Source organism: Pseudomonas sp. TSO6 (genome assembly GCF_056098905.1).
Genome location: NZ_JBLZWV010000040.1, coordinates 1 through 16,052 on the forward strand (window position 1 = coordinate 1; position 16,052 = coordinate 16,052).

12 protein-coding genes are annotated in these 16,052 nt (G+C 64.8%); 7 read left to right on the top strand and 5 right to left on the bottom strand.

Annotation, left to right across the window (positions count from 1 at the left end; genetic code table 11):
• Positions 1-113: 113 nt before the first annotated feature.
• The 3 genes from ACN6NG_RS18195 to ACN6NG_RS18205 form a co-directional block, all read right to left on the bottom strand.
• The gene (locus tag ACN6NG_RS18195; protein ID WP_063422953.1) at positions 114-929 is read right to left on the bottom strand and encodes a sugar phosphate isomerase/epimerase family protein; all 816 of its coding nucleotides are present in this window, start codon (positions 927-929) and stop codon (positions 114-116) included.
• 31 nt (positions 930-960) lie between these two features.
• Entirely contained in the window at positions 961-2,013 is a 1,053-nt protein-coding gene (locus tag ACN6NG_RS18200) for a Gfo/Idh/MocA family protein (RefSeq protein ID WP_474315339.1), read from the bottom strand.
• Positions 2,014-2,153: 140 nt separating this feature from the next.
• Complete coding sequence (locus ACN6NG_RS18205; RefSeq protein WP_016500307.1) at positions 2,154-2,930, bottom strand: IclR family transcriptional regulator; 777 nt, start codon at positions 2,928-2,930, stop codon at positions 2,154-2,156.
• A gap of 194 nt (positions 2,931-3,124) precedes the next feature.
• Here ACN6NG_RS18205 and ACN6NG_RS18210 point away from each other — a divergent pair, with 194 nt between their 5' ends.
• Positions 3,125-4,837, top strand: coding sequence for an FAD-dependent oxidoreductase (locus tag ACN6NG_RS18210; RefSeq protein WP_474315342.1), 1,713 nt, complete (start codon positions 3,125-3,127; stop codon positions 4,835-4,837).
• A gap of 131 nt (positions 4,838-4,968) precedes the next feature.
• Here the strand turns inward: ACN6NG_RS18210 and ACN6NG_RS18215 are convergent, their stop codons facing one another.
• Positions 4,969-7,863, bottom strand: coding sequence for an HD domain-containing phosphohydrolase (locus ACN6NG_RS18215; protein ID WP_474315345.1), 2,895 nt, complete (start codon positions 7,861-7,863; stop codon positions 4,969-4,971).
• Positions 7,864-8,071: 208 nt separating this feature from the next.
• On the bottom strand, positions 8,072-8,683 hold the full coding sequence (locus ACN6NG_RS18220) for a TetR/AcrR family transcriptional regulator (RefSeq protein ID WP_049274811.1): 612 nt from the start codon (positions 8,681-8,683) through the stop codon (positions 8,072-8,074).
• A 109-nt stretch (positions 8,684-8,792) separates the two neighbouring features.
• Between ACN6NG_RS18220 and ACN6NG_RS18225 the strand changes: the two genes are divergently transcribed.
• From ACN6NG_RS18225 to ACN6NG_RS18250, 6 genes are read left to right on the top strand one after another with little or no spacing between them, the layout of a single operon-like run.
• Positions 8,793-10,586 carry an ABC transporter ATP-binding protein gene (locus ACN6NG_RS18225; RefSeq protein ID WP_474315348.1) on the top strand — a complete coding sequence of 598 codons (1,794 nt, stop codon included), beginning with the start codon at positions 8,793-8,795 and terminating at the stop codon, positions 10,584-10,586.
• A complete protein-coding gene (locus ACN6NG_RS18230; RefSeq protein WP_474315350.1) occupies positions 10,580-12,337 on the top strand; it encodes an ABC transporter ATP-binding protein in 1,758 nt (585 codons plus the stop codon). Before ACN6NG_RS18225 ends, ACN6NG_RS18230 begins: the two co-directional genes overlap by 7 nt.
• Positions 12,337-13,278 (top strand): ABC transporter permease, encoded by a 942-nt coding sequence (locus tag ACN6NG_RS18235; RefSeq protein ID WP_353455197.1) that lies wholly within the window; start codon positions 12,337-12,339, stop codon positions 13,276-13,278. Before ACN6NG_RS18230 ends, ACN6NG_RS18235 begins: the two co-directional genes overlap by 1 nt.
• Positions 13,275-14,216: an iron chelate uptake ABC transporter family permease subunit gene (locus ACN6NG_RS18240; RefSeq protein ID WP_474315353.1), complete on the top strand. Its 942-nt coding sequence runs from the start codon at positions 13,275-13,277 to the stop codon at positions 14,214-14,216. Before ACN6NG_RS18235 ends, ACN6NG_RS18240 begins: the two co-directional genes overlap by 4 nt.
• Entirely contained in the window at positions 14,213-14,989 is a 777-nt protein-coding gene (locus ACN6NG_RS18245) for an iron ABC transporter ATP-binding protein (protein WP_063422945.1), read from the top strand. The genes ACN6NG_RS18240 and ACN6NG_RS18245 overlap by 4 nt, the downstream gene beginning before the upstream one ends.
• Positions 14,986-15,975: a siderophore ABC transporter substrate-binding protein gene (locus ACN6NG_RS18250; protein ID WP_474315356.1), complete on the top strand. Its 990-nt coding sequence runs from the start codon at positions 14,986-14,988 to the stop codon at positions 15,973-15,975. Before ACN6NG_RS18245 ends, ACN6NG_RS18250 begins: the two co-directional genes overlap by 4 nt.
• Positions 15,976-16,052 lie beyond the last annotated feature (77 nt).

Below are 16,052 nucleotides of genomic sequence, written 5' to 3' on the forward strand. Positions count from 1 at the left end.
GTGCTGCGAAGAGGCCATTTCAGCCGAAGATAATCTTTAGCCTTATCGGCCTCTTCGCAGCACAAGGCTGCTCCTACAGGGGTGAAGCGACAGACTGCGTGATGGTGCCGAAATCAGACGGTGGCCAGCACAGCCATGGCCTTCTCCAGCGCCATGCGCGCGCGCTGTTCACCGCTTATGCCTTGCTCCAGCAGCTGCCGTGTGGGGATTTCCAGGCTCAGCGGCACGGTGGGCGGCAGGCCGCGCAGCAGGCTGACCAGGTCGGCATCGCCGTCACCGGGGAAGCGCCGCTCGTTTCGCGCCTGGCGCAGGATCTCGTCCATGTCGGCGGGTACCGGGCCGGCGACGTCGCACAGCTGGGCGTAGCGCATGCGCTGCGGCGCCAGTTGTGCCAGGTCGTCCAGCGAAGACCGGGAGCGATTGAAGTGGAAGGCATCCACCAGTACGCAGCCATTGCTGCGGTCGGCGTTGGCCACCACCCGCATGGCCTGGCTCAGGTCGCGCACATCGGTCCAGGGCATGAACTCCAGATGCGGGTAAATGCCATACCCCGCTGCCAGGTCACACAACGCGGCGAAGCGCTCGGTCAGACGGGCTTCATCCGGGTCGTTGCCGGCCACCAGCAGCTCTGTGCCACCTAGCTCGGCGCCTACCGCCAGAATCGGTTCGAAATCGGCCACGCAGGTTTCGGGCTTCAGGCGCAGTATTTCCAGGTCGAGCACCTTGATACCGGTGTCGCGCAGGCGCGCCTGGGTTTGCCGCCGCAGGTCGGCGTCGGCCACAAGCGGGAAGTGCTGCTCCTGCTCGGTGGCCGGCACCAGGCGCAGGCCAACGTGGCTGTAACCGGCGCGGGCAGCTGCCTCGACCATGTCCGGCGGGGACAGTTCGAGCACCGTCAGGGCGGCGAGGGAGAAAATTCGATCAGTCATTGTTCGTCACCCAAAATAAGTCAAGGTCGGCTTAGGCAATCTGCTCGGGGGCACAGGCCCGGCCGCTTTGCGCCGCCTGGCGGATGGCTTCGATCAGCGCCAGCGTGCGGCCACCGTCGGCAGCGTCGATCAGCGGCGCCTGCTCACCGCGGGCAACCCGCACGAAATGCTGCAACTGCAGGGTCAATGCCTCGCCATCAGGAATGGTTTCTTCGCTCTGCAGCAGCGGCGTGTGCCAGCCAGCCCCCACCTCGGCGTAGTGCCAGCGCTTGAGCTGGGGAATACTCAGCGCCCCTTGGGTGCCAGCCAGCAGGTAGCAAGGCTGGCCATCCTGGCGCGGGTAGATCGGGCTTTCGCCGGAGTCCAGCTCCCAGCTCCACGGCGCGGCCACCGCGTCGGAGCCGGTCAGGCTGCCCAATGCGCCGTTCGCGAACTGCAACAGCACCGCGGCGCTGTCTTCGTTGGCAAAACCGCGTACATCGTTACGGGTGAACGCCTGCACCTGCACCACCTCGCCGCACAGATGGCGCAGCAGGTCGAGGTCGTGGATCAGGTTGGTCAGCAAGAAGCCGGCCCCCGGCTCGCGACGCCATGGGGTGTCGAAGTAGCTGTCTGGCTTTTGCAGTTGCCACAGTGCGGTGACATTGATCAGCCGGCCCAGCTTGCCGTCGGCAATCACCTGGTGCGCCTTGGCGATCAGTGGATTGTGCCGCCGGTGATGGCCGACCAGCACTGGCACACCCCGGCTGCGCGAGGCCTCTACCAATGCACGAACTTCATCCAGGTGCACGCCCACCGGCTTCTCGACCAGCACTGGCACGCCGGCCTCGATGAAATCCAGCGCGGTAGCCACATGCAGGTTGTTCGGGTTGGCAACGATCACCGCCTCGGGGCGCACACGCTCCAGCATCTGCCGGTGGTCGGCAAAATAGGGCACGCCGCACTCGGCGGCAAAGGCCTCGGCCTGCGGGCCCGGGTCGGCCACCGCGCACAGTTGGGCTTGCGGCACGTTACGCAGGTGCTGATAGTGCTGGCGGCCCATGATGCCGGCGCCAATCAAGCCAATACGAAGGGGTGCATTCAACAGCCTGTCCTCTTGTCGTTGTTGTTGGGCAGATTCTGAAACCGCATTCCAGAATCAACACTCGATAATTTAGAACCAAGTTCAGCTTTTCAGAAGAACCGGTAGAACAGACTGTGCGGTAATCGACCAGTAATGTGCCTTCAGGCAAACAATTCGCTTGCCCGGCTGGCTGCGGACAGCTCCTGCGCCGCCGCCAGCAACAGCGGCGCCAGCTCTGCCAGGCGGCTTTGCGCCATCCGTGCGCTAGGCCCGGCGATGCTCAATACGCCAATCACCTCGTCCGTTTGCGGGCGACGCACCACCGCCGCCAGGGCCGAGGTACCGATGGCCGAGGTTTCCTCCACCCAGGCATATCCCTGCTCGCGGGCACGGTGCAGGTAGGCAAGCAGTTCCTCAGTGGAACGTGGTGCGTTGGGGCCGAACTGCGCAGGGTCGGCAATGCCCTGGCGCAACACCATCTGCAGCGCCTGTTCATCGTCCAGGCTGGCCAGCCAGGCATGCCCTGAAGCGGTGTAGAACAGTGGCGCATCGCGGCCCATGTCCGGGTCGTAGCGCAGCCCGGAGCGGGCGCCCTGGGACTTGGCGATCCAGGTCTGGCGGGTACCGTCGATCACGCCAAGGCGCACCAGTTCGCCGCTGTCCTGGGCCAGGCGGTCGAGAATCGGCTGGATGATGTCGGCACCGTTGCTGGACAGGTAACGAAAGCCCAGGGCCACCAGCTTGGCCGACAGCTGGTAACGGCTGTTGTCGCGGTTCTGTCGCACGTAGCCGAGCCGCACCAGCTCGGTGAGCATGCGGTGGGCCGCGCTTTTGGGGATGTCCAGGCGCTCGGCCAGGGTTTGCAAGGGCAGCCCCTGAGGTTCGCCGGTAAGGCTCTCTACAAGACTGAAGGCGCGTTCGATCTGACTACCAGCCATGACACAGTTCCCTGATTTTTTTGCGGATTCTAGAAGATGATTCCATATGAGCGGTAGAGCGCGCAGCCAGCCTCCCGTGAAATGTCCGGTTATCGCCCAGTAGTTGCCCTTCCAGGCTGCCAGGCCATTGCGGGCCGACCCACTGCGGATAAAAATATGGAACCTTGTTCTAATAACAAAACAGGAACGCCGCAATGCCTTCTGCTGCTCTCGATACCGAATACGATGTACTGGTCATAGGCTCTGGCGCCGCCGGGCTGGCTGCGGCCGTGACAGCTGCCTGGCACGGGCAGAAGGTGATCGTGCTTGAGAAGGAACCCGTGTTTGGCGGCGCCACCGCGTGGTCGGGCGGCTGGGCATGGGTGCCACGCAACCCGCTGGCCCAGCGGGCTGGCATTGTGGAAGACATCGAGCAGCCACGCACCTACCTGCGCAATGAACTGGGGGCGAATTACAACGCCGAGCGGGTGGATGCGTTCCTCGAAGCCTGCCCGCACATGGTGGCGTTCTTCGAAAAACACACAGCGCTGCAATTTGCCGACGGCAACGGCATCCCGGACATGCATGGCGACACACCCGGTGCGGCCCAGGGCGGCCACCAGGTAATTGCCGCGCCGTACGACGCCCGCCAGGTGGGCGCCTTGCTGCCGCGCCTGCGCAAGACCCTGCGCGAAACCTCATTCATGGGCATGCCGATCATGGCCGGCGCAGACCTGGCCGCCTTCCTCAACATGACCCGCTCGCCCAAGGCCTTGCTGCACGTGTGCAAGCGCTTTGGCCGCCACCTGTATCACCTGGCCCGGCATGGCCGGGCGATGCACCTGGTCAACGGCGTGGCATTGGTGGCGCGCCTGGCCAAGTCGGCACAAGACCTGGGCGTGCACCTGCAGGAGTCGGCGCCGGCCAAACGCCTGCTGGTCGAAGAAGGCCAGGTACGTGGGGTGCTGGTGGGCACACCGCAGGGCGACCGGCAGATCCGGGCCAAGGCCGTGGTACTCGCGGCGGGTGGATTCCCTAACGATAACGCCCGGCGCCGGCAGCTATTCCCGCGTGATGCCAGCGGCCACGACAACCTGGCCCTGCCGCCACAGGGTTGTTCCGGGGACGGGCTGCGCCTGGGCGAGTCGGCGGGTGGCGTGGTCGCTACCGACCTGAAATCGCCAGTGGCCTGGGCGCCGGTTTCGCAGGTGCCGCACCGTGATGGCAGCATCGGCCACTTCCCGCACATCATCGAGCGCGGCAAGCCCGGCATCATTGGCGTGCTGGCCAACGGCAAGCGCTTTGTCAACGAAGCGCATGGCTATTACGACTATGTGTCAGCCATGGTCGCAGCAGTGCCGCCGGATGAGGAAGTGTGCTCGTGGCTGGTTTGCGACCATCGCTTCCTGCGCCGCTATGGCCTGGGTTTCGCCCGCCCGGCACCGCTGCCGGTAGGGCCGCATGTGCGCAGCGGCTACCTCAAGCGCAGCGCCACGCTCGAACAACTCGCCCAGGCCTGTGGCATCGACCCGTCCGGGCTACGCGCCACGGTCGATGACTTCAACACCCACGCCCGCAACGGCCAGGACCCGGCGTTTGGCCGTGGTTCCACACCGTTCAACCGCAAGCAGGGCGACCCGCAGCACAAAGGGCCCAACCCTTGTGTAGCGCCCATCGAGCATGGGCCGTTCTATGCGGTGAAGGTGAAGCCTGGCTGCTTTGGCACCTTTGCCGGGCTGCGCACCGATGGCAGTGCCCGCGTGCTGGACGAGGCCGGGCAGCCGATCCCAGGGTTGTATGCTGCAGGTACCGACATGGCCAGCGTGTTTGGGGGCTGGTACCCGTCGGGTGGCATCAACCTGGGCCCGGCGCTGACCTTTGGTTATGTGGCCGGGCGGCACATTGCCGGGGTGCAAGGGTACGAGTGAGGTACGCCGAAAGGTTTGCAGCGCCTGTAAGATCGAGCGCCGCGCGGGCGGCGCTCGATCTTACAGGCGCTGAAACTGCTGCGGCGGACACCTGTCAGCCTTATCTGATGTTTTGTCGCCCGATGCTTGCATCAGGTGGCAGGCATTGCTGCGCTCGAAGCGGATATCTGCGCCAGCCAGTAAGGCACATCGACCTCGTCGATCTGCTCGGCGCGCAGGAAACGCACGGCATACTGGCGGTACACCCCGCTGCTCAAGAACAGGTGCAGCAGTTGCCCGTCGATGTGCCTGTCGCGGGCCATGAACACCAGGATTTTTACTGATTCGGACAGCGTCTTCGGTGGCTTGTACGGCCGGTCGGCTGCGGTCAGCGCTTCGAAGATGTCGGCAATCGCCATCACCCGTTCGGCAATGCCCAGGTCGTGCTCGCCCAGCCGGCGCGGGTAACCGCTGCCATCCATCTTCTCGTGGTGGTTGCCGGCAATGGCCGGTACCCTTTTCAGCTGGCGTGGAAACGGCAGCGCGCTGAGCATGATGATGGTCTGCACGATGTGCTCATTGATCTTGAAGCGTTCCTCGTCATTCAGCGTGCCGCGTCGAATCGACAGGTTGTACAGCTCGCCATGGTCGCTGGCATGGGCTGGCAGGCGCATGTCGAACCCCCAGTGGTTGCGCGGGTCGCCCTTGGCCACCGGTGGTTTGCGTTCACCCCAGGGCACGCGGTGCTCCGGCCGGTCGGCCAGCAGGGGTTCGTCTACCGGGAGTGCAGGTTGCGGCAAACCTGCAAAACGCTCCGCCTCGTCGCGGGAAATGCCCAGGCGGTTGTCGAAGTGGCGCTGCCAGCGGCGCTGGCCAATCTGCTGCAAACGCTCGATGTCGGCGTCCTGCATGAACTCGCCGCCGATGTTGGCCTGGGCGACGAAGGCGAACTCATTCTGCAGCCGATCCTGGCTTTGTACCAGGCTGGCTTGCAGCGCCCGCTGATCGGCACCGCTGGCCAGGCCCTGCCAGTACGCGAGCTCGGCATCGCGCCACAGCACTTCAAAGCGCATGCGCACCTCGTGAATGCGGTTGTGCAGGGTTTCCAGCTTTGTCGCCTTGTCCACCACATACTCGGGGCTGGTGACCTTGCCACAATCGTGCAGCCAGGCCGCCACGCGAAATTCATAGCGCTCGGCTTCGGTCATGTTGAAGCTGGCATAGGGACCGGTGTCGGCGGCTACTACCTGGTCCAGCAGCATCTGCGCCAGCTGCGGCACCCGCTCGCAATGGCCACCGGTATAAGGGCTTTTGGCGTCGATGGCGTCGGCCAGCAGCTTGATCATGGCATCCATCAGGCGTTGCTGGGCTTCGACCAGCTGGCGCGTCTCGATGGCCACAGCCACCACACCCGACAGCTCCTCGACAAACTGCCGGAACGGCTGGCCCAGCTGGTCGTCGTCCAGTTGCAGCACCAGGATGCCCAACAGCGCCTGGCTACGGTCTTTCAGCACCACAGCCAGGCTGCGCTCGTGCAGGCCGAGGGCTTGGTTAACGGCAGCGGGCAGCGTGGGCCGGGCAGCTTCATCCACGGCAAGCTCGGCCGGGTATTGCTCACCGCGGCAGGAGGCGGCCAGGCGCAGCAGCGCGTGCTCGGCGTCAAACAGGTACACCACACCAGCATCGGCCCCGGCGGCCTGCACCAGGTGGGTGAGTACGCCATCGAGCATGTGCTCGAGGTCGCGCTCGCGACTGAGCGCGAGGGTAATGGCCTGAAAGCTGCGGATGGTGCCAGACATGCGGCTCAGTACATGGCTCAGTTCGCGTACTTCGGTCACCCGCGACTTCACCCCCACTTCGCGGCTGAAGTCGAAGCCGGCCAAGCCTTGCACCTGGTCGGCCAGCACCTTCAACGGGCGACCGATGCGCCGCCCAAGTACCCCGCCAAGCACCAGCAGCACGGCCATCAGCGCAGCGGTCCAGAGCAACTGTTCGAACAGCACCTTGCGCGCACCGGCCAACAACTCATGGGCCGGCACGGCAATCAGCACCTGCAGGTCCTGCCCGGCCAGGTTGGTCAGCGGGATGCGCATGCCATACCAGGTCCGGCCCTGCACATGGTAGGGCTGTGCCCGGGTGCCTTGCTGCTGGTCAGCGTAAAGGTGTTGCAGGCTTGCAACGCCCAGTTCGCCGACACGCGACAGGCGCACGCCCTGCCCTTCATGCACGATTACCCGCTGCAGGTTCGGGTAGGCCACCACGCTGCCCTGGTCGTCGACCACAGCAATCTCGGTGCCGGGGGTGATGCGCAGCCCCTGGGTTTCGCTGGCCAGGTCGCTGACCGAAACATCCATGCCGATCACTGCACCACCGTCAACGCTGCGCTGCGCCATGGTCAGGCCGATCTCGCGGGTGGTGAAGAACACATAGGGCGGGGTTAGCGCGGTACCGGGCTGTGCGCTGGCTTCGGCGAACCACGGGCGCGTGCGTGGGTCGTAGCGGTATTCGGGTTTGGCCTGAGCCTGCAACAGGTTCAACGCCCTGTCGTAGTAGCGCCACTCGCCCTGTACCACCCCGCCTTCACCCCGGCTGACACTCTGCACCAGAAACGCCGTGCCCGCCGGCGCGGCAAAGCGCTGCAGCAGCTGTGGGTCCCGCAGCTGGCGCACCAGCAGGAAATCACCATTGGTGTAACCGATGTAGGCAGCACTGAGCATGCGGTTGGCATCCAGCGTCTCGACCAGCTGTGGCAGCCGTTCGAAGCGCTGTGCCTGGGTATGTGCAGCGGGGTTGTGGGCCAGCAGGCGGATACTGCTTTGTGCCGGGTCGATCAGGCGCCGGGCGCGTTCGTCGATGGTCTTGCCAACCTGCTGGGCGGCATCGCCGGCGGCGGCTACCAGGGTCTGGCGAATGCCGTAATAACCCTGCCAGGCCAGGGCGGCGCCGAGCAACAGCATGCCCAGCACGACGGCCAGCGCTACCAGCCATTGCAGCGAGATGCCACGCCCGGCTTTACCGGCAACACGGCCATTCGACACGCAGCCCATTCCAGGTACTCCATGTGTGGCAGTTTGAAGGAGCAGCCAGAACGATCATGCAGGCCAGGGCCATTCGCAGGCAGCGTGACGGGCCGAATGGTGGCAAGTAGCCCTGGTCCATCTTGGCAGCAGTGTAGAGCGCACGTGGGCTTTCTGCCGGGATGGCAAAAAAAAATTAACCTGGGCCAGTAAAAGCCGCACAGCCGTTACATAGGCTTCAAACCCGCTGTTCCAGCATGACCAACGCCCCGACAATCAGCGCCTGCATGCCCTCAAGCAACTCCACTTCCATCTCCGATTCTTCGCCAGCCCGGTCGGCCTCCAGCAGCGGCTCGCGCCCCGACACCGTGTACACCGTATCGGCCACGGCAAAGCAATGGAACGCCACCGTCGACAACAACCAGCGCGCCTGTTCCAGGCTCAGGCCGTAGGCCTGGGCGATGTGCGCCTGGTGGTCGTTGATCTTGTCGATCATCGCTTCTGTCGCTGCCAGCCTGCGGATCACATAGGGCGTCAGACCCGGGTGGGCCTTGACGAATGCCTGTACCGACATGGCAAAGCGCGTCAGGTAGGCCTGCAACCCTTCTACACAATCCCCGTCTGCCCTAGGGATTTGCCAGCGCTGAAAGATCTCCTCGGCCACCAGGCACTTGAGTGCTTCGATGTTCGGCACATGCTTGTACAGCGCCATGTGGCTTACCCCCAACGCAGCGGCCACGCCAACGAACGTGAGGTTGGGCAAGCCGATGGCGACGCTCACATCGGCAATCCGTTCACGGGTGATGGTGCGAGGGCGACCGCGTCCGGGGGTGCGTTGTGGTGGTTGCATCGGGTCCTCCAGGCATTGTGAAGACAGTCTTGTAGCTGTCTTGTCGGGTTTTCGCAAATTAGTTTATAGTCATGCAACTAATTCATTTGCAGCTTTCCAGGCCCGCTTCATGTCCGATTCATCAACGCCCCTTGACGATGCCGCCCCTTCAATAAACAACGCCCGCAGCCCGCTCGGCCGTGTGCTTTCCCCCATTCGCGGGCGGCTGGCGCTGTCGGCGGTGCTGGCTGCTGCGGGTTCGATGCTGGCTTTGGTACCGCTGGCAGGCATTGCGCACATCGCACATCTGGCGTTGAGCGAAACCGCCACATCGGGCGCCATTGGCCGGGCCATCGCAGCCAGCATCGCCAGCTTGTTCACTGGCATGGCCCTGATCACCGCAGCCGAAATGCTGGCGCACCAAGCCGACAACCACATCACCCATCACCTGCGTGTGGCGATCGGCCAGCGCCTGATGCAAGTGCCGCTCGGCTGGTTCAGCGAGCGGGCATCAAGCGAAGTGAAACGGGCCATGCAGGACGACATCGGCACACTGCACAGCCTTACCGCGCACTTTTTCACCACGCTGGGCCGCGCCGTGGGCGCCGTGCTGATCTCCGTGGCCTACCTGTTCGCCATGGACTGGCGCCTTGCCGTGGTCGTGCTGCTGCCCTTCCCGGCGTTCTTCCTGTTTCTGCACCGTGCCATCAAGGCCAGCGCAGCGCATATGGGTGATGTGGTTGCGGGCATGGGGCGCATCGACAACGCGGTGGTCGAGTTCGTCAATGGCATGCCGCTGGTCAAAGCATTCGGCGGGCGCGGCAACGCGCAGGACCGCTACCGTGCAGCGGTCGATACCTTTGCCGAAACTTTCACCGGTTTCACCCGCCCACTGGTTGCGGCGATGGCACGGGCCAATGCCTTGATCGCCCCGGTGACAGTACTGGGGGTGGTGCTGCTGGCAGGCATGCTGTTCGTGGCGTTGGGCTGGATCGAGCCGCTGCAGATCCTGCCTTTTGCCCTGGTCACACCCGGGTTGTGCGCGCCGCTGCAGCTGTTGCATTACATAACCCACGACCTCAATAACGCCGTGGCGGCGGCCCAACGGGTGCAGGCCCTGCTGGACACCCCGGTGCTGCCGGCCCCTGCCGCTGGCGCCCTGCCCAACGGCAGCGACATACGCGTGGAGCAACTGAGCCATGCCTACGCCCCCGGCAACAACGTGCTCGATGACGTCAGCTTCACCTTGGCCCCCGGCACCACCACCGCCATCGTCGGCCCCTCTGGCGCCGGCAAGTCGACCCTGGCGCGCCTGCTGCTGCGGTTCTTCGACCCCGATGCCGGGCGCATCACCCTGGGCGGCATCGACCTGCGGCAGATCGAGAGCCGCGAACTGTACCGGCGCATAGGTTTCGTGCTGCAGGAGGTGCGGCTGATCCACGCAAGCGTGGCCGACAACATCGCCCTGGGTAAACCGACTGCAACCCGCGAGCAAGTCGAAGCGGCTGCGCGCCTGGCCAACATTCACACACGCATCCTGCAACTGCCGCGTGGCTATGACTCGGTGGTGGGCGAAGACGCGCAATTGTCCGGGGGCGAACAGCAGCGCCTGAGCATTGCCCGCGCCGTGCTGCTCGACCCGCCCGTGCTGGTACTGGACGAGGCCACCGCAGCCGCCGACGCCGAGAGCGAGGCGGCGATCCAGGATGCCCTGTCGCGTTTCGCCCGGGGTCGCACCCTACTGATCATCGCCCACAGGCTGGACACGGTGATGCATGCCGACCAGATCCTGGTGCTGGACCAAGGCGCCCTGTGTGAACAAGGGCGCCACAGCGAATTGCTCACCCGCCAAGGCCTTTATGCACGGCTGTGGGCGCAGGGTGGTTATCAGAACACCGTGAAAAAGGCGCTGCCAGCATGCTGAAAACCTTCGTTCGACTGCTGGGCGAAAGCGCACCGGCATGGCGCCGTTACCTGCTGATGACCGTGCTGTACGGGGTATTCAGTGGCCTGACCATCAGTACCCTGGCGCCGCTCATGCTGCACCTGCTTAACAGCGAAATACGCGCTGCCAGTGCCTGGTTGGCCGTTCTCGCCGCCGGCATGACGCTGTGCTGGGCCTGGCGACGCCAGGTGGAACAGGCCGGCATAAGTTTGGCGGTAGCGGTGCTGCAAGGCGGCCGTCAGCACATTGGCGCCCAGGTGGCACAGCTGCCACTGGGTTGGTTCACCCCCGACAACACCGCACGGCTCGGGCATGTGATTACCCAGGGCATGATGGCCGTGGCCCAACTGCCGGCCCATGTGCTCACGCCCTTGATCAGTGGTAGCGTCACGCCGCTGGTGCTGTTGGTAGCGCTGTTCACCCTGCACCCACCGCTGGGGCTTGTCGCCCTGCTAGCGCTGCCGGCGCTGGCCGCGTTGCTGCTGTTCAGCGCACGCCTGGGGCGCCGCGCCGATCAGGCCTTTCACCAGTACTTCGCCGCCGCCAGCCAGCGTATGGTGGAGTTCGCCCAGGCACAGTCGGTGCTGCGGGCCTTCAGTGGGGAGGGTGGTGGCACACGGTTGCTGGCGCAAAGCCTGGAGCGTCAGCGCAGCAGCGGCATGGGCCTGATCATTCGTGCTTCGCTGTCAGCACTGCTCAACAGTTGGGCCGTGCAGGCTACATTTGCCGCGCTGTTGGTGACCGCCGGCCTGTGGTTCGGCGATCAGGCGGGTGGCCAGGCGCAGGACGCAGTGGCGGTGATCGTGGCACTGGTGCTGGTGTGCCGCTTCATCGATCCGCTGCAGGACGTGGCCAGCCATGTCGAGATCCTGCGCGGGGCCCATGGCCAGCTGCAGGAAATAGAACGGATCCTGGCAGCCAAGCCATTGCCAGAACCCGCCTCGCCCCAGCGGCCGGTGGGCGGCGCAATCAACCTGCAAGGGGTGAGCTTGCGCTACAACCCCACCGGGCCCGACGTGCTGCAAAACGTGAACCTGCACATCCCGGCAGGCAGCATGACCGCCGTCATCGGCGCCTCGGGCTCAGGCAAGACATCACTGATGCGCCTGATTGCACGGTTCTTCGATGCCACCGAAGGCAGTGTGCGCATTGGCGGTGTCGACGTGCGGCAAATGGCCCGCACCAGCCTGACCGACACGGTCAGCCAAGTACTGCAGGACACCTGGCTGTTCCAGGGCAGCATCGCCGACAACATCCGTATCGGCAAACCCGATGCCAGCGACGCCGAGGTACGGCAAGCGGCGCACATGGCCGGCTTGGCACACACCCTCGAACGGCTGCGCGGGGGCCTCGATACGCTCGTGGGCGAAGGGGGTGCGCGGCTTTCCGGTGGCGAACGCCAGCGTGTGAGCATTGCCCGTGCGCTGATCAGGCAAGCACCAGTACTGCTGGTGGACGAAGCCACCGCCGCTCTTGATGCCGAGAACCAGGCCGTGATTGCCCATACGCTGCACAGCCTGCATGGGCGTTGCACCTTGGTGGTCATCGCACACCAGCTCAGCACCGTGGCCATGGCCGACCATATCGTGGTGCTGGACGCCGGCCAGGTTGTCGAGCAAGGCACACCGGCCACTCTGCACGCCAATGGCGGGCACTATGCACGCATGCTCGAACAGCGCCGCGCCGCCAAAGGCTGGCGCATCGGGGCACCGAGGGTGGGACACGACTGATGCGTGTTGCATGGCTCATCCTGTTCCTGCTGTTGTGCGCCGCCTCACTGGCGCTCGGCGTTCGTGAGCTGGCCTGGTCTCAGTTGCTCACCCTGCAAGGCGACGCCTGGCTGACCTTGACCGCAAGCCGCCTGCCACGGCTGGCGGCCTTGATACTGGTGGGTGTCGGGCTGGCGGTATGCGGTGTGATACTGCAGCAGATCGTGCGCAACCGTTTCGTCGAGCCCGGCACCACCGGCGGGCTCGATGCCGCGCGCCTGGGCATCCTGCTGTCGCTGGGCCTGGCGCCCGCGGCCGGGGCAGTGCTGCGCATGCTGTTCGCACTGGCCGTGTGCTTTGCCGCCAGCCTGCTGTTCGTCGCCATCATTCGACGCATACGCGCCCGCAACGCGGTGCTGGTGCCGGTCATCGGCCTGATGTACGGCGGCGTGCTGAGTGCGCTGGCCGAGTTCTACGCCTACCGCTTCAACCTGCTGCAAAGCATGCAAGGCTGGTTGCTGGGTGATTTTTCCAAGGTGGTGCAGGGCCGCTACGAAATCCTCTACCTGATTGTACCGATCGTGTTACTCACCTACCTGTACGCACAGCGCTTCACCGTGCTGGGCATGGGCGAAGGCATGGCCACCAGCCTGGGCCTGAACTACACCACCAACGTGACGTTGGGCCTGCTGCTGGTAGCAGTGACGGTGTCGGCCAGCGTGATCATCGTCGGCGCCATCCCCTTCGTCGGCCTGGTGGTGCCCAATCTGATCGCCCTGCGCCATGGCGACAACCTGCGCCGCACCCTGCCACTGGTGGCGCTGGGCGGTGCGGCCTTGCTGCTGGTCTGCGACCTGCTCGGGCGGTTGCTGATCTACCCGTTCGAAGTGCCCATCGGCCTGACGGCAGGCGGCCTGGGTGGGCTGATCTTCCTCGGGCTGATCATCTGGAGGCAGAGATGAAAGGCCAACACTGCATGTGGCTGGCCGTGGTCGCCCTGGCCACGCTGTTCGTGTTCGTCAACGCCGGGGCGGATTTCGCCTACCTCATCCCCAAGCGCCTTGTGCGCCTGGCGGCCATGGTGATCGGTGGCGTGTGCGTGGCCTGCTCCGCCATCGCCTTCCAGACCCTTTCCGGCAATCGCATCCTCACCCCAGCGATCATGGGTTATGAGGCCGTTTACCTGCTGCTACAGGCGCTGCTGGTGCTGGGCATGGGCGTGCAGGGGCTGATCATGCTCGGCAGTGACGGCAATTTCCTGCTCTCGGTGCTACTGATGCTCGGCTACTCCTGGGCCCTGCACCGCTGGCTGTTTCGTGACGGCAAAAACAACGTGTACTTCCTGCTGCTGGTCGGCCTGGTGCTGACCATGGTCATGGCCACGTTCACCCAGTTCGTCCAGTTGAAAGTCAGCCCCGGCGAGTTCTCGATGCTACTGGGCTACACCCAGGCTTCGTTCAACCGGGCTGCGCCGCAGTTGCTGCTGTATTCGGCCCTGCTGGTGGCAAGCGTGTGTGTGCTGCTGGCCCGGGCCGTACCGGTGCTGGACGTGCTGGCACTCGGGCGCGACCAGGCCATTTCGCTGGGCGTGGACTACCGGCGCAACGTGCGCCTGGTGCTGGCGCTGATCGCCGCGCTGGTCGCGGTGTCGACCAGCCTGTTGGGGCCCACGGCATTCATGGGCGTGTTCGTCGCCAATATCACCTATGCGATGGCCGGTACCTTCCGCCACCGGGTCACCCTGGCCCTCGGCAGCGCCGTGGCCATTACCGTGTTCATTGCCGCCCAGTTGCTGGTCGAGCATGTCTTCAACTACAGGACCACCGTCGGCATCCTCGTGAACCTGGTGTGTGGCACCTACTTCCTCGTCCTGATGGTGCGCAACCGGGGAGCCGCATGATTACTGTCCACGATCTGCACAAAACCTATGGCAGCAAGGCGGTGTTGAGCGGGGTAAGCGCCAGCTTCCCGCGCGGGCAGTTAACCTCGCTGATCGGCCCCAATGGCGCCGGCAAGTCCACCTTGCTGATGATGCTGGCCCGGCTGCTGGCGCCTGCCAGCGGTGACATACGCCTGGACGGGCAAAGCATCGACAGCATCGCTATCGACGACTACGCCCGGCGCGTGGCCACCCTGCGCCAGTCGGTCGACTTCAACCTGCGCCTGACCGTCGACGAACTGGTCGCGTTCGGCCGCTTCCCGTACAGCCGTGGTGCGCTCACCGCTGCAGACCGTCGGGCCATCGACCAGGCCATTGCCTTTCTGTCCCTGGAGCCGCTGCGCCAGGCTTACCTCGATGAACTCAGCGGCGGCCAGCGGCAAATGGCCTTTCTGGCCATGACCATCGCCCAACAGACCGACTATCTGCTGCTGGACGAGCCGTTGAACAACCTCGACATGCGCCACGCCGTGAAGATCATGCGCGCCCTGCGCCGGCTGTGCGACGAGTTCGGCCGCACGGTGATTTTGGTGGTGCACGACATCAACTTCGCCGCCGCCTACTCCGACTGCATCGTCGCCATGCAGGGTGGCCGTGTGCATTGCAGCGGCAGCGTCGAGCAGGTTGTGACCGAGCAACAGCTGCACGCGCTATACGGGCTGGATTTCGACATCACCCACAGCGCGCTCGGTCGCCTGTGCAACTACTTCAACCCACCCGGAGAACAGCAATGAACCGCAACCACCCCGCCAGCGGCTGGCCATTGGCGCTACTGCTAGGCGTCACCCTCGCCCTGCACGGCTGCAATGAGCCCACGGCAGCCACAGCGGCACCGGCGAACACCACGCGTCATGGCGACTACACGCCGGTAACCGTGCAGCACAAGCTGGGCGCCACGTTGATCAGTCAACTGCCACAGCGCACGGTGGCACTGGACATGAACGAAGTGGACTTCCTCGACCAGTTGGGCGTGCCCGTGGCGGGCATGCCGAAGGACTTCGTGCCGGACTTTCTTGCACGCTACAAGGATGCCGGGGAAACGGCAGATGTCGGCTCGATCGTGCAGCCCAACCTGGAGCGGGTGCATGCGGCGCGGCCTGACCTGATCCTGATCACCTCGCTGCAGGCCAACCACTATGGCGAACTGAGCGAAATGGCGCCGACCCTGCACTTCGATGTGGACTATCGCGACAGCGAAACCGGGCATGTTGCCATGATCAAGCAGCACCTTGTCAGCCTGGGCCAGGTGTTCGGCAAGCAGGACCTGGCCCAGCGCCAGGTTGACGCCCTGGAGGCCAGGCTGGCCCAGGCGCGCAGCGTCACCCGTGACCGCCCGGAGCGGGCCCTGGTGGTGCTGCACAACAACGGCGCCTTCAGTGCCTTCGGCGTGCAGTCGCGCTACGGCTTTATCTTCAACGACCTGGGCGTAAAGCCGGCCACCACCACCCTGGATACCGGCCTGCATGGCCAGCCGATTTCCAGTGAGTTCATCCAGCAGGCCAACCCCGACATCCTCTATGTGGTGGATCGCACCGCCGTCATGGAGCACCGCCCGCTGATGACGGCTGAAACGCTGGGCAACCCGCTGCTGCGCCAGACCAACGCGTGGAAGCACGGCCGCGTGGTGTTCGTCGACCCGCAGGCCTGGTACGTCACGGCCGCCAGCCCGACCTCACTGGCCTTGATCGCGGCTGACGTGATCAGGGGCTATCAGGACTAGGCACTGCCTTTATGCAAATACCTGTCACTGCGTTAGCGCGTGATTCTCATTTGCCTTACGTCTTCGCTTTTTAAATG